Origin of the sequence: Streptomyces sp. NPDC005811 (assembly GCF_040630405.1) — a bacterium.
Classification (GTDB): Bacteria; Actinomycetota; Actinomycetes; order Streptomycetales; family Streptomycetaceae; genus Streptomyces.
The window spans coordinates 50938-66164 of sequence record NZ_JBEXXK010000025.1 but is presented as its reverse complement, the minus strand read 5'-3'; the positions used below and the strand labels follow the sequence as shown (position 1 = coordinate 66164).

General features: G+C 73.3%; 14 protein-coding genes and 1 pseudogene. 6 read left to right on the top strand and 9 right to left on the bottom strand.

The window, feature by feature from the left end; genetic code table 11:
- Window positions 1–85: 85 nt before the first annotated feature.
- Window positions 86–1267 carry an ROK family protein gene (locus tag ABZ490_RS26265; RefSeq protein ID WP_358994548.1) on the bottom strand — a complete coding sequence of 394 codons (1182 nt, stop codon included), beginning with the start codon at window positions 1265–1267 and terminating at the stop codon, window positions 86–88.
- Between the two features lie 208 nt (window positions 1268–1475).
- Between ABZ490_RS26265 and ABZ490_RS26260 the strand changes: the two genes are divergently transcribed.
- Window positions 1476–2702: a metallophosphoesterase gene (locus tag ABZ490_RS26260; protein WP_358994546.1), complete on the top strand. Its 1227-nt coding sequence runs from the start codon at window positions 1476–1478 to the stop codon at window positions 2700–2702.
- 162 nt (window positions 2703–2864) lie between these two features.
- Here the strand turns inward: ABZ490_RS26260 and ABZ490_RS26255 are convergent, their stop codons facing one another.
- Entirely contained in the window at window positions 2865–3068 is a 204-nt protein-coding gene (locus ABZ490_RS26255) for a hypothetical protein (RefSeq protein WP_358994543.1), read from the bottom strand.
- Between the two features lie 229 nt (window positions 3069–3297).
- On the bottom strand, window positions 3298–3912 hold the full coding sequence (locus tag ABZ490_RS26250) for a PadR family transcriptional regulator (protein ID WP_358994540.1): 615 nt from the start codon (window positions 3910–3912) through the stop codon (window positions 3298–3300).
- A gap of 55 nt (window positions 3913–3967) precedes the next feature.
- Here ABZ490_RS26250 and ABZ490_RS26245 point away from each other — a divergent pair, with 55 nt between their 5' ends.
- Together ABZ490_RS26245 and ABZ490_RS26240 are read left to right on the top strand one after the other, a co-directional pair.
- Window positions 3968–4666: an ABC transporter ATP-binding protein gene (locus ABZ490_RS26245; protein WP_358994537.1), complete on the top strand. Its 699-nt coding sequence runs from the start codon at window positions 3968–3970 to the stop codon at window positions 4664–4666.
- A gap of 5 nt (window positions 4667–4671) precedes the next feature.
- Window positions 4672–7485 carry an ABC transporter permease gene (locus ABZ490_RS26240; RefSeq protein WP_358994772.1) on the top strand — a complete coding sequence of 938 codons (2814 nt, stop codon included), beginning with the start codon at window positions 4672–4674 and terminating at the stop codon, window positions 7483–7485.
- A gap of 31 nt (window positions 7486–7516) precedes the next feature.
- Here the strand turns inward: ABZ490_RS26240 and ABZ490_RS26235 are convergent, their stop codons facing one another.
- The 5 genes from ABZ490_RS26235 to ABZ490_RS26215 all read right to left on the bottom strand — a co-directional run bounded on the left by ABZ490_RS26235 (window position 7517) and on the right by ABZ490_RS26215 (window position 12030).
- A complete protein-coding gene (locus ABZ490_RS26235) occupies window positions 7517–7990 on the bottom strand; it encodes a hemerythrin domain-containing protein (protein WP_358994534.1) in 474 nt (157 codons plus the stop codon).
- 66 nt (window positions 7991–8056) lie between these two features.
- A complete protein-coding gene (locus ABZ490_RS26230; RefSeq protein ID WP_358994769.1) occupies window positions 8057–9268 on the bottom strand; it encodes an MFS transporter in 1212 nt (403 codons plus the stop codon).
- 301 nt (window positions 9269–9569) lie between these two features.
- Window positions 9570–10595, bottom strand: a complete 1026-nt coding sequence (locus ABZ490_RS26225; RefSeq protein ID WP_358994531.1) for a 6-phosphofructokinase — start codon at window positions 10593–10595, stop codon at window positions 9570–9572.
- Window positions 10596–10787: 192 nt separating this feature from the next.
- On the bottom strand, window positions 10788–11663 hold the full coding sequence (locus tag ABZ490_RS26220) for a DUF1918 domain-containing protein (protein WP_358994528.1): 876 nt from the start codon (window positions 11661–11663) through the stop codon (window positions 10788–10790).
- A gap of 79 nt (window positions 11664–11742) precedes the next feature.
- Window positions 11743–12030, bottom strand: coding sequence for a DUF1876 domain-containing protein (locus tag ABZ490_RS26215; RefSeq protein WP_358994525.1), 288 nt, complete (start codon window positions 12028–12030; stop codon window positions 11743–11745).
- 242 nt (window positions 12031–12272) lie between these two features.
- Between ABZ490_RS26215 and ABZ490_RS26210 the strand changes: the two genes are divergently transcribed.
- Window positions 12273–13142 (top strand): universal stress protein, encoded by an 870-nt coding sequence (locus ABZ490_RS26210; protein ID WP_358994522.1) that lies wholly within the window; start codon window positions 12273–12275, stop codon window positions 13140–13142.
- A gap of 99 nt (window positions 13143–13241) precedes the next feature.
- The gene (locus tag ABZ490_RS26205; protein WP_358994519.1) at window positions 13242–13946 is read left to right on the top strand and encodes a CBS domain-containing protein; all 705 of its coding nucleotides are present in this window, start codon (window positions 13242–13244) and stop codon (window positions 13944–13946) included.
- Window positions 13947–14031: 85 nt separating this feature from the next.
- Here the strand turns inward: ABZ490_RS26205 and ABZ490_RS26200 are convergent.
- Window positions 14032–14406: pseudogene (locus ABZ490_RS26200) on the bottom strand (hypothetical protein); the annotation flags it as partial.
- Window positions 14407–14566: 160 nt separating this feature from the next.
- Here ABZ490_RS26200 and ABZ490_RS26195 point away from each other — a divergent pair.
- Window positions 14567–15169: a CBS domain-containing protein gene (locus ABZ490_RS26195; RefSeq protein ID WP_358994516.1), complete on the top strand. Its 603-nt coding sequence runs from the start codon at window positions 14567–14569 to the stop codon at window positions 15167–15169.
- Window positions 15170–15227 lie beyond the last annotated feature (58 nt).

Genomic DNA, 15227 nt, shown 5'->3' with positions numbered 1-15227 from the left:
TCGCGGTGACGTCGTCGGGTCTCAGGGGCGCACGGGGTGTTCCGTCGCCCACGGGGTCGGACAGAGGTCGGGCCGGTGAGCGGACTCAGGCCGGCGAGAAGACATGGTCGCTGATGAGCCGGGCCGCGCCGATGACGCCGGCCGTCGGTCCCAACTCGCCCAGCACGATGGGTAGATTGCGGGTGGCCAGCGGCAGGGACTGCCGGTACACCTGGGTCCGGACACTGGCCAGCAGCGTGTGCCCGAGCCCGGTCACCCCGCCGCCGATCACCACCAGTCCCGGATTGAGGAAACTGACGAGCCCGGCGATGACCTGACCCAGGCGCCTCCCGCCCTCCCGGATCAGTTCGAGCGCCACCGCGTCGCCGGCCGCCGCGGCGGCCGACACGTCCTCGGCCGTCAGACGCCCGGCCGTCTCCAGCCTGCCGGCGAACTGCGCCGACCGGCCCTCACGCGCGGCCTGCTCCGCGTCGACGGCCAACGCGGCGCCGCTGAAGTGGGCTTCCAGGCAGCCGCGGTTGCCGCACGCGCATGTGCGGCCCTCCGGCTCCACCTGGATGTGACCGATGTCGCCGGCACTGCCCGTCGTCCCACGGTAGACCTCGCCGCCGACGACGATGCCGCAGCCGATGCCGGTACCGATCTTGACGCACAGGAAGTCGCCCACGGAGCGCGCGACGCCCGCGTGCTGCTCGCCCATCGCCATCAGGTTCACGTCGTTGTCGACCATGACCGGGCAGCCCAGTTCCTGGCTGAGCGCCTCCCGGACGGGGAAGCCGTCCCAGCCCGGCATGATCGGTGGCGCGACCGGTACGCCCTCGGGGAAGCGGACCGGCCCCGGGACGCCGATCCCGGCGCCGTCGAAACCCTCCGCGAGACCGGAGGCCTTCAGCTTGGCGGCCATCGACAGCACCTGCTCGAAGACCGCCACCGGCCCGTCCCGGACGTCCATGGGCTGGTTCAGATGCCCCAGGACCTCCAACTCGGCGTTCGTCACGGCGACATCGATCGAGGTGGCACCGATGTCGACACCCAGGAGGCGCAGCGTGGGCGCCAGCCGGATGTTGTGCGAGCGCCGACCGCCGCGGGAAGGGGCCAGCCCGTCCGCGACCACGAGTCCCGTCTCCAGCAGCCGGTCCACCTCGACTGCCAGCTTCGAACGGGACAGGTCCACCAGATCGCCCATCCGGGCACGGGAGTGGGAGCCGTTGTCACGCAGCAGACGAAGCAGCCGCGCCTGATGCGCGTTCTCAGGTCGAGCGGTCATCCGCCTCACGGTCCCTCCTCTCTCCGGCGTCGGCCCCGTCGGACTGTTGGGCTGTTGGGCCGTCGGAGAGGAACGTAACAACCATTTTCCAGCCTGTGAAGTAGTTACGCAGCGGTAGGGTCCTACTTTTTCCACGCGCAGGACAAAGTCGAGGACGGTGCGACCGGATACAGTGCGCGGGACGGCAGCCCGGCCCGGGAGGAGAACCGTGACCGACACCAGCGACACCCGGCCCGCCGAGGGTGAAGCCCGGGCGCCACGGCGGAGCGGACTGCTCCGCCTGATGCGCTACCTCCCGCTGATCGCCCCCGTCCTCCTGTGGGCCGTGCCCTGCTGGGTGCTCCTGTACGGCGGCCAGCACTGGCCGCTGCCCGTCGCCCCGGTCGGCACCGCCCTGTTCGTGCTCGGCCTCGTCGGTATGCCGCTCGCGATGGCGCGCGGCCACGGCCGGCGTCAGCAGGACGGGGCGGCGATCCTCGGTGACACCCTGCTGGGCGCCGCCTGGATGCTGTTCACCTGGTCCGTGCTGCTGGGCGTCCTCCTGCGGCTCGCCCTGACCGTGGCCGGCGTCGGCGACGGCCAGGACCGGGCCCGCATCGTCACGTGGGCCGTCCTCGGCGTCACCGCCGCCCTCCTCGCCTGGGGGTACACCGAGGCCCGCCGAGTGCCCCGCGTGCGCCGGCTCGACGTACACCTCCCGCGGCTGGGTGCCGGGCTGGACGGCCTGCGGGTCGCCCTCATCACCGACACCCACTACGGCCCGCTCGACCGCGCCCGCTGGTCGGCGCGGGTGTGCGAGACGGTGAACACCCTGGAGGCCGACCTGGTCTGCCACACCGGTGACATCGCCGACGGCACGGCCGAACGCCGCCGCGCCCAGGCCGCCCCTCTCGGCACCGTGCGAGCCACCCGGGCCCGCGTCTACGTCACCGGCAACCACGAGTACTACAGCGAGGCCCAGGGCTGGGTCGACCTGATGGACGAGCTGGGCTGGGAGCCGCTGCGCAACCGCCATCTGCTGCTCGAACGCGGAGGCGACACCCTCGTGGTCGCCGGTGTGGACGACGTGACCGCCGAGTCCTCCGGCCTGGCCGGCCACCGCGCCCACCTCGCCGGAGCCCTGCACGGCGTGGACCCCGACCTGCCCGTCCTGCTCCTGGCGCACCAGCCCACGTTCGTCGACCGGGCGGCGGCCGCCGGCATCGACCTCCAGCTGTCGGGCCACACCCACGGCGGCCAGATCTGGCCCTTCCACCACCTGGTCCGCCTCGACCAGCCCGCTCTCGCGGGCCTCAGCCGGCACGGCGCCCGCACCCTCCTCTACACCAGCCGCGGCACCGGCTTCTGGGGTCCGCCGTTCCGCGTCTTCGCCCCCAGCGAGATCACCCTGCTCGTCCTCCGCTCCCCGCACGCGCCCACTTCGCCGTCGCACTGAGCTTGGCCTTTCCCGCCGGACGACGGTGGCCGGGCACCGCACGGGCCCGGGGCGCTCCGCTTACGGCGATCCGCGCCGGCTCCGGCCGCCGGTCGACGGTCGGCCGGGCCGCGATCGAGCCGACCGATCTCCGGCCTCCCTCACGGCCCCCTGCCGGGTGCCTCAGTTCTCCAGGACGAAGATCGGCTCGTGGCCCGCCCGGTCCGGGAACCGGCGGCAGTAGCGGAAGAAGCCGTTGGCGTAGGTGGCGTTGCGGGCCCGGACGACCCGGTGGGCGAGCCGGGCGGGCAGCCGCCGCCGGACCCGGTCGGCGAACCGGTCCCGCCGCGGCAGCGCGCTGATCCAGGTGGGGCTGCGCTGGAGCATGGTCACCTTCGCCTCGTCCCGGCGCCGGCGCCGGCGCCGGGACGAGGGTGATGGCCGTCGCCCCGCCGCCGATCACGACGACCCGCTTGCCCGTGTGGTCGAGCCCCTCGGGCCAGAACTGCGGGTGCGCCACCGCGCCGGTGAAGGACTCCGCCCCGTCACCCCCGAGCCCGTCGATCAGACGATCGGTGCCCCGGATCGCGGCGGCCCGGATCCGCATCTGCATGCGTCAGCCGCTCGCTTCCCGCGGTGTCTCGTGGAGTTCCCCGGAATGTGTCCGTGGCCCTCCCGCGGCCGACCGTCCGGGGTTCGGTTCGGCGAGCGGCGCGAGGCGTTCGACGGCGCCCTCGACCAGGACCAGATCGGCCTTGGTGTGGGCGATGGCCGCGTCGAGCAGGAGGCTGATCAGCGGATCGCCGGTGTGTGTGCGCCGCAGCCGGGACAGTCCGGCGAGTTCGGAGAGATAGGTCTGGCGCTGTGCGTCGACGAAGGCGTCCAGGGCGTCGGCGCCCAGCACGGAGGCGCCGAACAGTTTCAGGAACAGTTCGTCGCGGAACCCGCCCGTGCGGACCCAGGCGCTGGTCGCCCACTGCCGCACCTCCTCGTGCCCGGCGGCGGTCAGCCGGTAGAGCGTCTTGTCGGGCCGGTCGGGCTGGGCCACCTGGGACCGGGTGACACGTCCGTCGCGGACCTGCCGGTCCAGGATCTGGTACAGGTGGCCGATGTTGAGGCCGCCCCACTGCGGGCCGATGGCCTCCTCGAAGCGGCCCTTGAGTTCGTAGCCGTGACTCTCGCCCTCGGTCAGCAGGGCGAGCACGGCGTGGTGCAGCGGCAATTTACACACCTCCTGGATTGTGACAATGTACCGCTGCATTGCCACAATGCAGGAGGAGTGCTCCGTGGGTGTGAGGTTGACCGGCGTGACCCGCCGGTATCCGGGGCTGGTCGCCCTGGACGCCGTCGATCTGGCCATCGACGACGGCGAGGCGGTCGCGGTCACCGGCCCTTCGGGGTCCGGGAAGTCCACCGTGCTGCACCTGATCGGCGGCATGGACCGGCCCGACGAGGGAACCGTCGAGGTCGACGGGAAGGAGCTGACCCCCCGTCGGCTGGACGCGCACCGGCGCGGCATCGGGTTCGTGTTCCAGCGCTTCCACCTGCTGCCCGCGCTCACCGTGCTGGACAACGTGCTCGCCCCGGTGCTGCCCCGCCGCGTGGACTTCGACCGCAAGGCCCGGGGCAGGGAACTGCTGGAGGCGGTGGGTCTCGCGGCCCGCGCCGACGCGCTGCCCTCCGAACTCTCCGGCGGCCAGCAGCAACGCGTCGCCGTCGCCCGCGCGCTGATCAACCGCCCGGGTCTGCTCCTCGCGGACGAGCCGACCGGCAACCTGGACAGCGCGACCGGCCGGGAGATCATCGACCTGCTGCTCTCGCTGCGCGAGCGCTACGGCATGACCCTGCTGCTCACCACGCACGACCCCGAGGTCGCCGTGAGCTGTGACCGGATCGTACGGCTGCGCGACGGACGGATCGCGGCCGACGAGCAACTGGCGCCCGCGACCGATGTGTTCGACCGTCTCGGAGGCCTGCGTCCGTGATCGGCATGATCCTCTCCCAGCTGTGGCGCCGCCGTTTCCGCTCCCTGGGCCTGGCCGCCGGCATCCTGGTCGCCGCCACCAGTTTCACCCTGCTCACCTCGACGGTCACCACCAGCCAGGCCCGTACCACCGGGCTGGTGGAGAACACCTCCCGCTCCGCCTACGACATCCTCGTGCGCCCACCGGGCACCGGCACCGCCGTGGAGCGCGACCGCGGTCTGGTGGAGGCCAACTTCCTCTCCGGGATCTTCGGCGGCATCACCCTCGCCCAGTACGAGCGGATCAGGAACCTCGCGGGCGTCGAGACCGCCGCCCCGGTCGCCAACGTCGGCTACCTCATGGTGCAGAGCACGGTCCCCGTGGACGTCTCCGCCTTCCGCGACAGCGACGCCCCCGCCCAGCTCCTGCGCCTCACGCCGACGCTGAAGGCGGGACTCGGCACGTACCCGGTCGCCGACCAGTACGTCTACCTGACCCGCAACCCGATCGTCACGTACACGAAGTGGAACAAGGCCGAGACCATCTGGCCCGACCTCCAGCACGAGATCGACGGCGACAAGAAGTACGCGGTGTGCTGGTTCTACAACGAGGACAAGCGCGGAGACACGTTCGACGTGCTCGGCGAGCGGCTGCCCCAGCCCCTGTTCCAGTGGAACCGCACCCCGGAGACGGCGTTCACCCCCGACGCCCGCTCCCGGATGACCTGTGTACCGGGCGACGGCAAGGCCACGGCCCGGGTACCGGTCGCCTTCCCGGTGCTGCTCTCGGCGATCGACCCGGTCGCGGAGGACGACCTGGTCGGCCTGGGCTCCGCGGTCACCTCCGGCCGGATGCTCACCGACAAGGACGCGCCGTACTGGGGCCCCGACGCCTTCGACCTCAACCCCGTGGAGTCCCAGCGCCAGCACGACTGGCAGATCCCGGTGATGCTCAGCAACCGGGCACTCACCTCGGGAACCCTCGACGCGACCGTGGAACGCCTCGACACCGGTGACCCCGAAAGCCTGGCGACGAAGCTGAGCAGCCCGCAGGCCCATGACTTCGTCAACGCCCTGAAGGGCACGGACGTCGGCCGGGCGGGCGCCGACCTCGGCGCGGGCTTCCGCACCATCGCCGGCGCCGACGACTTCGAGGTCCCCGTGTACTGGACGGTCGGTCCCGTCGGCTACGAGGACGACGGGGACGGCCTCGTCGCCCGGACCCGTCCCGCGCAACCGAAGGACCTGTGGAGGACCAACTGGGACGACGCCCCGGTGCCGGACGTCCCGGAGGAGAACCAGGGCACCCAGTACCGCGAGGTCACCGCCCACGCCTCCACGACGTGCATGAACTCCAAGTCCTGCGAACGCGAGGACGCCGGCCGCGGCCCCACCCCGATCCTGAACATCGTGGGCCGCTACGACACGGACGACCTGCGCGGCTTCTCCACGCTCTCCCAGGTCCCCCTGGAGACCTACCGCTCCCCCCAGGTCACCGGCGCCGACCAGGCCTCCCGGGACGCGCTCGACGACCGGCCGCTGCTCCCCGACCGCAACCTCGGCGGCTACCTCACCCCGCCGCCCACCCTGCTCACCACCCTCGACTCGGTCTCCGTCCTCACCCACAGCCGCAGAGTGCCGACCGCGCAGGAGAAGGCACCGGTCAGCGCCATCCGGATCCGGGTCGCCGGAGTCACCGGGGTCGACACCGCCTCCCGGGCACGGGTGAACTCGGTCGCCGGACAGATCCGCACCGCCTACCCGGACCTCCAGGTCGACGTCACGGTCGGCAGCTCGCCCGCTCCCCAGACCGTCGCCCTGCCGCAGGACGTCAAGGTCACCGAGTACTGGGTCGCGAAGGGCGTCGCGCTGCGGATCCTGCGGGCCGTGGACACCAAGAGCGCGGTGCTGTTCGGCCTGGTCCTGGTGGTCTGCGGGCTCTTCCTCGGCCAGGCCGCGCTGGCCTCCGTACGCTCCCGCCGCACCGAGATCGGCACCCTGCGCTGTGTCGGCTGGAGCGCGTCCGAGATCCTCCGGCTCGTCCTCGGCGAACTGGTGGCGATCGGACTCGCCGCGGGCACGCTCGGCGCCCTGCTCGCCTACGGCCTGGGCGCCCTGCTCGGCGTGCCCACCTCGGCGGCCAAGGCGGCCCTCGTGCTGCCCGTCGCCCTGCTGCTCGCGACGACCGCCGGTGCGGTGCCCGCGTGGCGGGCGACCCGGGTGCAACCGCTGGACGCGGTCACACCGCAGGTGACCGGCACGCGCCGCGCGGCCACCGTGCGCACCGTCGTCGGCCTCGCGCTGAACAACCTGCTGCGCACCCCCGGGAGAACGGTGCTCGGCGCGGCCGGACTCGCGCTCGGGGTGGCCGCGTTCACCGTGCTGCTCTCCCTCACCCTCGCCTTCCGCGGCGAGGTGGCGGGCTCGCTGCTCGGCAACGCCGTCGTCGCCCAGGCCCGTACCGCCGACTATCTCAGCGTCGCCCTGTCGCTGCTGCTCGGAGCGGCCGGAGCGGTGGACGTCCTGGTCCTCTCCCAGCGGGAGCGGGCCGCCGACCTCGCCGTGCTGAGCGCCTCCGGCTGGTCCCGGCGCGAACTCGGCCGCCTCGCCCTGTACGAGGGGGCCGCCCTCGCCCTGCTCGGCGGCCTCACCGGAGCCGTCGCGGGATTCGGTACGGTCCTGGCGGTGGGCCGGGGGCTGTGGCACGGACGGCTGCTGACGATGACGGGCGCCGCGCTGGTGTCGACCCTGGCCGGTGTCGTCCTCGTCTGCGGAGTCCTCGCCCTGTGCGCCCGGGCCCTGCACCGCGTCGCCCCGGCCCATCTGCTGGCCGGGGACTGACGGGCGGCCGGTCGGCCGTCAGGGCCGGGTGTCACGCGGCCGGTCGGGACAGGGTGCCGCCGGCCGCGGCCCGCGCGGCCTCGACCGCTTCCCACTCCTCGGTGCCGAGGAGGGCCAGCGCGGCCGGGAAGACACCGTCCTGTTCCTTGAGGATGTGCTCCCGCAGCAGGGCCATCGCCTCCATGAGCCGGTCCGGCCAGGTCGGATCGGTCAGGAACGCGCCGTTCGCCTCGTCCAGCACCGCCTCGACGCTGCGGTGCTCCGCCTCCAGAGCGGCGATCCGGTCGGGGAAGTCACCGGCCAGGGCGGGGAACAGACCGCGCTCCTCGACCTGGGTGTGCGGGCCGAGCACCCTCGCGATGTCCCGGGCGATCTCCGCGATCCGGATCACCCCGCCGTCCCGGTGGGCGGGGCCGAGGTGGCTGATGAGGCGCACCACCTCGTCGTGCTCCCGGGTGAGTTCGTCGATCGTCTCCAGCGCCTGGCACCCGCAGTACTCGCACACCGCTGCTTCTCCTTCACCTGTTCCGTCCGTCGATGTCCGTCGCCGTCCGTGGTCGTCCGTGGTGGCTCACGCCGTGGTGTGGGCGGTGCGGTGCCGCTGCGGGCCGCCGGTGCGCGGTGCCCGGTCGCCGCCCTGGACCGCGGCGCGTACGGCGGTGAGGGTGTAGGCCAGGGCCGCGGCGGCCACGACCGCGAGCAGGGCGAGTCCGGCCGCGTACGTCCCGTACGCGCCGTACAGCGAACCCATCATCAGCGGGGGCAGGAAGCCGCCGAGTCCGCCCGCGGCGCCGACCACACCGGTGACGGAGCCGACCCGGTCGGCCGGGGTGAGCAGGGCCACCAGGGCGAAGGTCGCCCCGCTGCCCGCGCCGAGGGCGGCGGCCATGGCCAGGAAGGCGACCGTGCCGAGCGACGCCAGCGCCGGGGTGAACGACTGCACGACCGCCCCGGCCACGACCACGGCCAGCGCACCGGCCAGCACCCGCACCGGACCCAGCCGGTCCGACAGCCAGCCGCCCATCGGCCGCATCGCCACCGCCAGCAGCACGAACCCGGCCATCCGGTTCGCGGCGTCCGCCTGTGTCAGGCCGTAACCGGTCTTGAGGTAGGTGGGCAGGTAGACGGAGAACGCGACATAGCCGCCGAACGCCACCGCGTACAGCGCGGACGCCTGCCAGGTGATCCCCAGCCGGAACGTGGCCGCCAGACGGCGTCCCAGCGGCTCCGCCGGCACGGTCCGGCCGGGCGCGTCACGCAGCAGCAGCGCCGCGGCCACGGCGTACACCGCCAGCATCGCCGCCGTGATCACGAACGGGGTGGCCATGCTGTGCGCGTCGACCAGCTTCACCGTGGTCAGCGCGCTGATCGCGGTACCGCCCATGCCGGCGCCGAACACACCGATGGCGAGGCCTCGCCGCTCCGGCGGGAACCAGGCGTTGACGAAGGGGACACCGACGGCGAACGCCGTGCCGCCGATCCCGAGGAAGAACCCGCCGATCAGCAGCGCGGTGAGCGAGGAGTGCCCGGCCAGGCCGAGGTGGAGCACCGGGACGATGGTCACCGCCGTCACGATCGGGAACATCACCCGGCCGCCGAAGCGGTCCGTCAGCGCGCCCACCGGGATACGCCCCAGGGAACCGACCACGACCGGCACCGCCACCAGCAGCGACTGCTGGAACGACGACAGGTCCAGGCTCTCCTTGAAGCGCGGCCCCAACGGGCTCAGCAGCGCCCACGCCCAGAAGTTGACCGCGAAACCCAGCGTGGCCAGCGCCAGCATCAGCCACGCCCGGCCGGGGACCGACGGCCCCGCCGGCCCCGACGGCCTCGACGGGGAAGACCCGTCCCTCGGCTTGGACTGCTCGACCATGTCGTCCGCCCTTTCCTTCGCGCGGTGGACCGCGCCACCGGGAGCGCTCGCGCGTCGCAGGCCTCCTGGCCACGAAGCGGCGTCCCGGTCACCACTCTCTTCACGCGGACGCGCCTCGGGCATGGGCCATCGGTCCCTACCGGCGGACGGACGGTCCCCGGGGCCGGACCCGACCGTCCCGGCCGTCCCTTCTGGACGCCGGCGGAGGGGATCAGCCGAAGAACACCCCGAACTCGTCGTACAGCGACAGATCCACGACCTTGTTGCCCGCCCCGGGCTCCGGCAGCGCGGTGCGGACGATCCGGGTCCCGCGCAGGGCCACCATCGTGCCGAAGTCCCCCTCCCGGACCGCGTCCACGGCGTGCAGCCCGAAGCGGGTGGCCAGCCACCGGTCGAAGGCGCTCGGGGTGCCTCCGCGCTGGACGTGGCCGAGGACCGTGGTGCGGGCGTCCGTGCCCGTGCGCCGCGAGATCTCCCGCGCCAGCCACTCGCCCACGCCCGAGAGCCGCACATGTCCGTACTCGTCCAGGGACCGGTCCTTCAGGATCTCCCGCCCCTCCCGGGGGACGGCTCCCTCCGCGACGACCACGATGGGCGCGTAGTTGATCTTGAATCGGCTCCGCACCCACGCGCAGACCTGGTCGATGTCGAACGGCCGTTCCGGGATGAGGATGACGTTGGCGCCGCCCGCGACCCCGGCGTGCAGGGCGATCCAGCCGGAATGCCGGCCCATCACCTCCACCACCAGGGTGCGCATGTGCGACTCGGCGGTGGTGTGGAGGCGGTCGATGGCCTCGGTCGCGATCCCGACGGCCGTGTCGAAGCCGAAGGTGTAGTCGGTGCCGACCACGTCGTTGTCGATCGTCTTCGGTACGCCGACCAGCCGGACCCCCTGGCGGCTGAGTTCGGCGGCGGCACCCAGCGTGTCCTCGCCGCCGATCACCACGAGCGCGTCGACCTCGTGCGCGGCGAGGGTGTCCCGGACCCGCCGCACCCCGTCCTCGTGCTTGAACGGGTTGGTGCGGGAGGAACCGAGGATGGTCCCGCCGCGCGGGAGGATCCCCCGCACGGCGGAGACGTCCAGCGGCACCACCTTGCCCTGGAGCGCGCCCAGCCAGCCGTCGCGCAGGCCGACGAAATCGAAGCCGTACTCCTGGACGCCCTTGCGTACGACGCTGCGGATGACGGCGTTGAGACCGGGGCAGTCCCCGCCGCCGGTCAGCACCCCGACCCTCATGGTGTCCTCCCTTCGTTCCGGGATCTCCCTCTCCTCGAACGGCCGGCGAGGTGCGGCTGTGCCGCAGACAGCGGAAACGCCAGGGCTGCGCGTTGCGCATGGACGGTGCGGCGGCCGCGTCATGGACCAGGGCCGCCACCCGGCCGTCGGAGAGTGCCTGCCGGCTCACGGGGAACCTCCCTCGCGCGGCGCCTACCGGTCTTCCGCGGTGATCCTGCGGCCGGTGAGGCTGGTGGGGCGGATGGACACCCACATCTCGCGTGCGCCGCCCGCCCAGGGCGGGGTGTGGGCGTGCTCGGTGAGGCCGCGCACCGCCTCCGGCTCCGTGACGACGTTCGCGCGGCCGACGGCGAGCACGCTCCAGCCCCGGCTCAGGTCGTCGTCCACCTGGTCGACCTCGAAGGCGATCTCGGTGCCGACGGCCGCGGCGGGGAGCGAGTCGGGGGCGGTGCGGAAGGCGATGGCGTCGTCGACGATCTCGTAGTTGACCGGGACGACCGCCGGGCGGCCGTCGGACGAGGTCACCGCGACGCGTCCCACGCCGTGGGTGGACAGCAGGGAACGGCACGTGGCCTCGTCGAGATCCTCGAGGCGGGGGTGCAGCAGCGCGTGCCCCTGGCCGGGCGGCAGCCCGGTTCCCCCGCCGCGCAGCGCGGCGACGGTGGTGCCCAGCGCGTCGGCCAGCCGGATGAGAGCCGCCACGCTCGGATCGGCGGGGTGCTCCTCCAGATACGCCAGGTAGCCGGGCGACATCCGGGCGCGGCGGGCCGTCTCCGCCAGGCCGAGTCCTCGTCTGCGGCGTTCGGCGGCCACGCGCCGGCCCAGGTCGCCGGGGTCGGCCGTACCGGCCGACGAAACTTCCGGATGCCGCTCCGGAGGGTGTCCCAGCGGGTGGATGTGCGCGTCCGGCCCGGGGAACACGAGCGTCACCTCGTCCGTGTCCGACCAGCGCACGTCGTACGGCGGTGTGCCGTCCTCATGGCGCAGTCCGACGATCTCGCCGTCGCGCCGGGCGGTGCCCGACGTCGTGCTCTCGATGACGAGCTGGTCGCCCAGGTGGGCTCGCATGGTGTCCACCCCTCCTTCGGATGGTTCCGTGTCCGGACGGGTGCCGGCGGGATGGGCCGGGCCCGGGGCCCGGCCCGTTTCAGAGCAGCCAGCCGGCGGGCTGGTGCGCGCTCGGGCGTGGTGTGCCCTTCTCCTCGATGTCCCGCTCGGCGGCCTGCAGCAGTTTCCGGGCGAGGTCGTTCATCGCCCGGCCCGCCGCCAGCTCGTCGCCGATCTCCGGCACGTCCCGGTCCGCCGGATGGCAGTGCGCGGCCCCGTGGCCGGTGAGCGCCGTGGTGCCGGTGTCGAGCACCAGATGTGCCTTCGTCGTCCCCTCGTCGTCCTCGAAGATGTGGAGACGGGCCTTCCATTCCACCGTGTGCGACATCGCCATCCTCCTCATCCGGTGCGGACCGCGAGCCCAGCCGTCGTACTCCACCATTTTGTACGCGGAGTACAGGTCCGGCGCGTCGGCCGGCCGGCTCCGGTGACAGGGGCGAAGGTCCCTCGTGGACCGGCGTCCGGCCCCGGCGCCCGTCCTCCCGTGCCCTCCCGTGTCCTCCCGCGTCCACATGCGGGGCGGAGGGGAATGGGGTACTCCTCGAGAGGGGAGAGACGGAGGCCGCCGCCATGCAACCCGTCGTCACCGTGGGCCTGGACGGCTCACCCGAGAGCCTCGCCGCCGCCCGCTGGGCCGCCGACGAGGCCGAGAAGCGCAGGCTCACCCTGCGGCTGCTGCACGCGTGGCCGCTGCTGGCGCCGGAACCGGCCCGGGTCGCCTCCGAAGTCGACCAGAACTACTGGGCGAAGCGTCTCGTCCACACCGCGCAGGCCGAACTCCAGGCACACCATCCGGGGCTGACCGTCCTCGGGAGCCTGGTCCCCGAGGACGCCCAGGAGGCGCTCTTCAGGGCCGCCGCGGAGTCCGAGATGCTCGTGCTCGGCTCCCGGGGGCTGGAGTCCGTCGAGAGCTACTTCATGGGCGACGTCAGCATGCCGGTCGTGGCGCGGGCCGCCCGGCCCGTCGTCCTGGTCCGCGCCGAGCCGGCGGACCGGGAACCGGCCCCCGTCGCCCCGAGCCGGGTGGTCGTGGCGCTGAAACTGCACACGCCCGGCGACGAGTTGCTCGATTTCGCGTTCCACTCGGCCGCGGCCCGGGGCCTGCCCCTGCTGGCCCTCCACGGTCACAGCGTGCCGCTCCACGCCCGGATGCCCTGGGGCGCGGACCACACCGTCGCCGAGGAGATCACGAAGGAGGCGCGCAAGGAGCTGGGCAGGGCGCTCCGCCCCTGGCACGAGAAGTACCCGCAGGTGGAGCTGGTCGACAGCGTCCGTCTCTCGAGCCCCGCCAAGGCCGTCGTCCAGGCCGCCGAGAGCGCCGCGCTGCTGGTCGTCGGCCGACGCGCGCACCGGCACGGTGTGACCCCGCACCTGGGACCCGTCGCCCACGCCGCCCTGCACCACGGGCGCTGCCCGGTGGCCGTCGTCCCCCACGACTGAACGCACCCACCAGGGGCCGATCGGCCCATGCGGCTTGCGCGGGGCAGGCGGAGAGTGGATGGAAGGAAGGACCGCACCCGACCTGAGGAGGCGGGAACCATGGGGCACCGGACGGTGGGCGACCTCATGACCACACCGGTCGTCAGCGTGCGCCGGGACACCGGCTTCAAGGAGATCGCCAAACTGCTCGCCGAGCACGGCATCACCGCCGTACCGGTCGTGGACGACGACGAACGCGTCGTCGGGGTGGTCTCCGAGGCGGATCTGCTGCGCAAGGAGGCGAGTCTGCTGGATCCGGCCGGACTGCTGCCGGTCCTGCGCCCCGAGCCCCGCGACCGTGCGAAGGCCGCGGCCACGACCGCCGAGGGACTGATGAACAGCCCGGCCGTGGCGGCCAGGCCGCAGTGGACGGCGGTGGAGGCCGCCCAGGTCATGGAGCGTCACCACGTCAAACGGCTGCCGGTGGTCGACGAGGCCGACAGACCGGTCGGCCTGGTCAGCCGGGCCGATCTGTTGCGGGTCTTCCTCCGGGGCGACAGTGCCGTCCGGGAGGAGATATCCGGCGAGGTGCTGGTCCGCACCCTCGGTGTCGCCCCCGGCACCGTCACCGTGCGCGTCGTCGACGGACGGGTGTCGCTGACGGGCACCGTCGAGCGCGCCTCGCTCGTCCCGGTCGTCGTCCGCCTGTGCCAGGGCGTGGACGGGGTGGTCGACGTCTCCGCCGAGCTGAACCACCGGGTGGACGACACCGCGTCCGCCCTGCCGGGGCCCGAGACGTCACGCCGCGCCGGACTGGCCACGTGAGCGGAGCCGTGGCCGCTCCTCGCGGGCCTCTGCGCCGAGCGCCGTGGAGCTGATGCGCCTCCGTGCGGCCGACAGCGGGCCGCGGTCAGTCCGGGAGGTCCGGAAGGGGGAGCTCGCGGGTCTCCCCCGGGCGCACGCGGACCGCTCGGCCCGGTAGTCGGATGTCGATCGGGGAGCGGCCGGACGGCGGCACCGTCATCCCCAGCCGGCCGCGGCTCAGGTGCAGCCGGACGCCCCGGTGTCCCCGGTAGCGGGTGGCCCAACCGCTCGAAGAGGGAGCGGAGTTCGTGCGGGGAGAAGAGGTAGCCGAGCATGAGGACGTCGGCCTGCTTGGCGCCTGGTAGCGGTTGACGGAGTCGCCCTCCGCCTCCAGGATCCGGTCCAGCCGCCGGATGTCGCCGTACCGGCGCCGGCAGCCCTCCCGGTCGAGCTCGGCGAGGTCGCCGTACCCCTCGAACCGGCGGTGCGCCCGCTCCCCCGATGTCCGTTTCAGGCGGCCCTCCATGGGGCCGACCGGCCCTGTGAAGGGGACCGACAGCACCTGCCCCGGCGCCCGCGCCGGCCGGAGCATGGAGATGTGCTCCAGCCCCGAGCCGGCAGGTGAGAAGGAGGTGGGGCGCATGGCCCGCGTCGTCGGTGAGGTGATGACCCGTGAGGTCGTCCAGGCCCGCCGGGAGACCCCGTTCAAGGACGTCGTACGGCTGCTGGACCGGCACCGGATCAGCGGGATGCCGGTCGTGGACGAGGACGACAAGGTCGTCGGAGTGATCTCCGGGACGGATCTGATCCGCCATCAGGCGGGCCGCTCCCCGGACGGACGCGCCGTCACGGCCCGGGAGTTGATGTCGACGCCCGCGATCACCGTGCATCCGGAGCAGCGGATCGCCGACGCCGCGCGCGTGATGGAGCGGCGTGGTGTCGAGCGGCTGCCGGTGGTGGACGAGGAGGACCGGCTGATCGGCATCGCCACCCGCCGCGACCTGCTGCGGGTGTTCCTGCGGACCGACGACGAGATCCGCCGGGAGGTCCTCGACGACGTGCTGCCCCGCGTCCTCGGCCGGACCGCCCCCGAGGTGACCGTCGCGGTCCGGGACGGCGTGGTCACCCTGCACGGCCCCTTGGGGCACGGCGGGGATCCGGCGCTCGCGATCCGGCTGGCGTACCGGGTGGACGGCGTGGTGGGCGTCGTCAACCGGCTTGCCGAAGGGAGACGCTGCCGGTGAACCGCCGCTGCGGGTGCGCGGTGGGCCGGGGCGTGGGACCGTGGGTCGCGCCGCGACG

Excerpts from the sequence above, each read along its gene's own strand:
- ABZ490_RS26225 (WP_358994531.1), bottom strand. The coding sequence starts at position 10,595 with ATGAGGGTCGGGGTGCTGACCGGCGGCGGGGACTGCCCCGGTCTCAAC.
- ABZ490_RS26255 (WP_358994543.1), bottom strand. The coding sequence starts at position 3,068 with ATGCTCCAGCGCAGCCCCACCTGGATCAGCGCGCTGCCGCGGCGGGAC.
- ABZ490_RS26265 (WP_358994548.1), bottom strand. The coding sequence starts at position 1,267 with ATGACCGCTCGACCTGAGAACGCGCATCAGGCGCGGCTGCTTCGTCTG.
- ABZ490_RS26205 (WP_358994519.1), top strand. The coding sequence starts at position 13,242 with ATGGGGCACCGGACGGTGGGCGACCTCATGACCACACCGGTCGTCAGC.
- ABZ490_RS26195 (WP_358994516.1), top strand. The coding sequence starts at position 14,567 with ATGGCCCGCGTCGTCGGTGAGGTGATGACCCGTGAGGTCGTCCAGGCC.
- ABZ490_RS26210 (WP_358994522.1), top strand. The coding sequence starts at position 12,273 with ATGCAACCCGTCGTCACCGTGGGCCTGGACGGCTCACCCGAGAGCCTC.
- ABZ490_RS26220 (WP_358994528.1), bottom strand. The coding sequence starts at position 11,663 with ATGCGAGCCCACCTGGGCGACCAGCTCGTCATCGAGAGCACGACGTCG.
- ABZ490_RS26230 (WP_358994769.1), bottom strand. The coding sequence starts at position 9,268 with ATGCTGGCGCTGGCCACGCTGGGTTTCGCGGTCAACTTCTGGGCGTGG.
- ABZ490_RS26240 (WP_358994772.1), top strand. The coding sequence starts at position 4,672 with ATGATCCTCTCCCAGCTGTGGCGCCGCCGTTTCCGCTCCCTGGGCCTG.
- ABZ490_RS26215 (WP_358994525.1), bottom strand. The coding sequence starts at position 12,030 with ATGTCGCACACGGTGGAATGGAAGGCCCGTCTCCACATCTTCGAGGAC.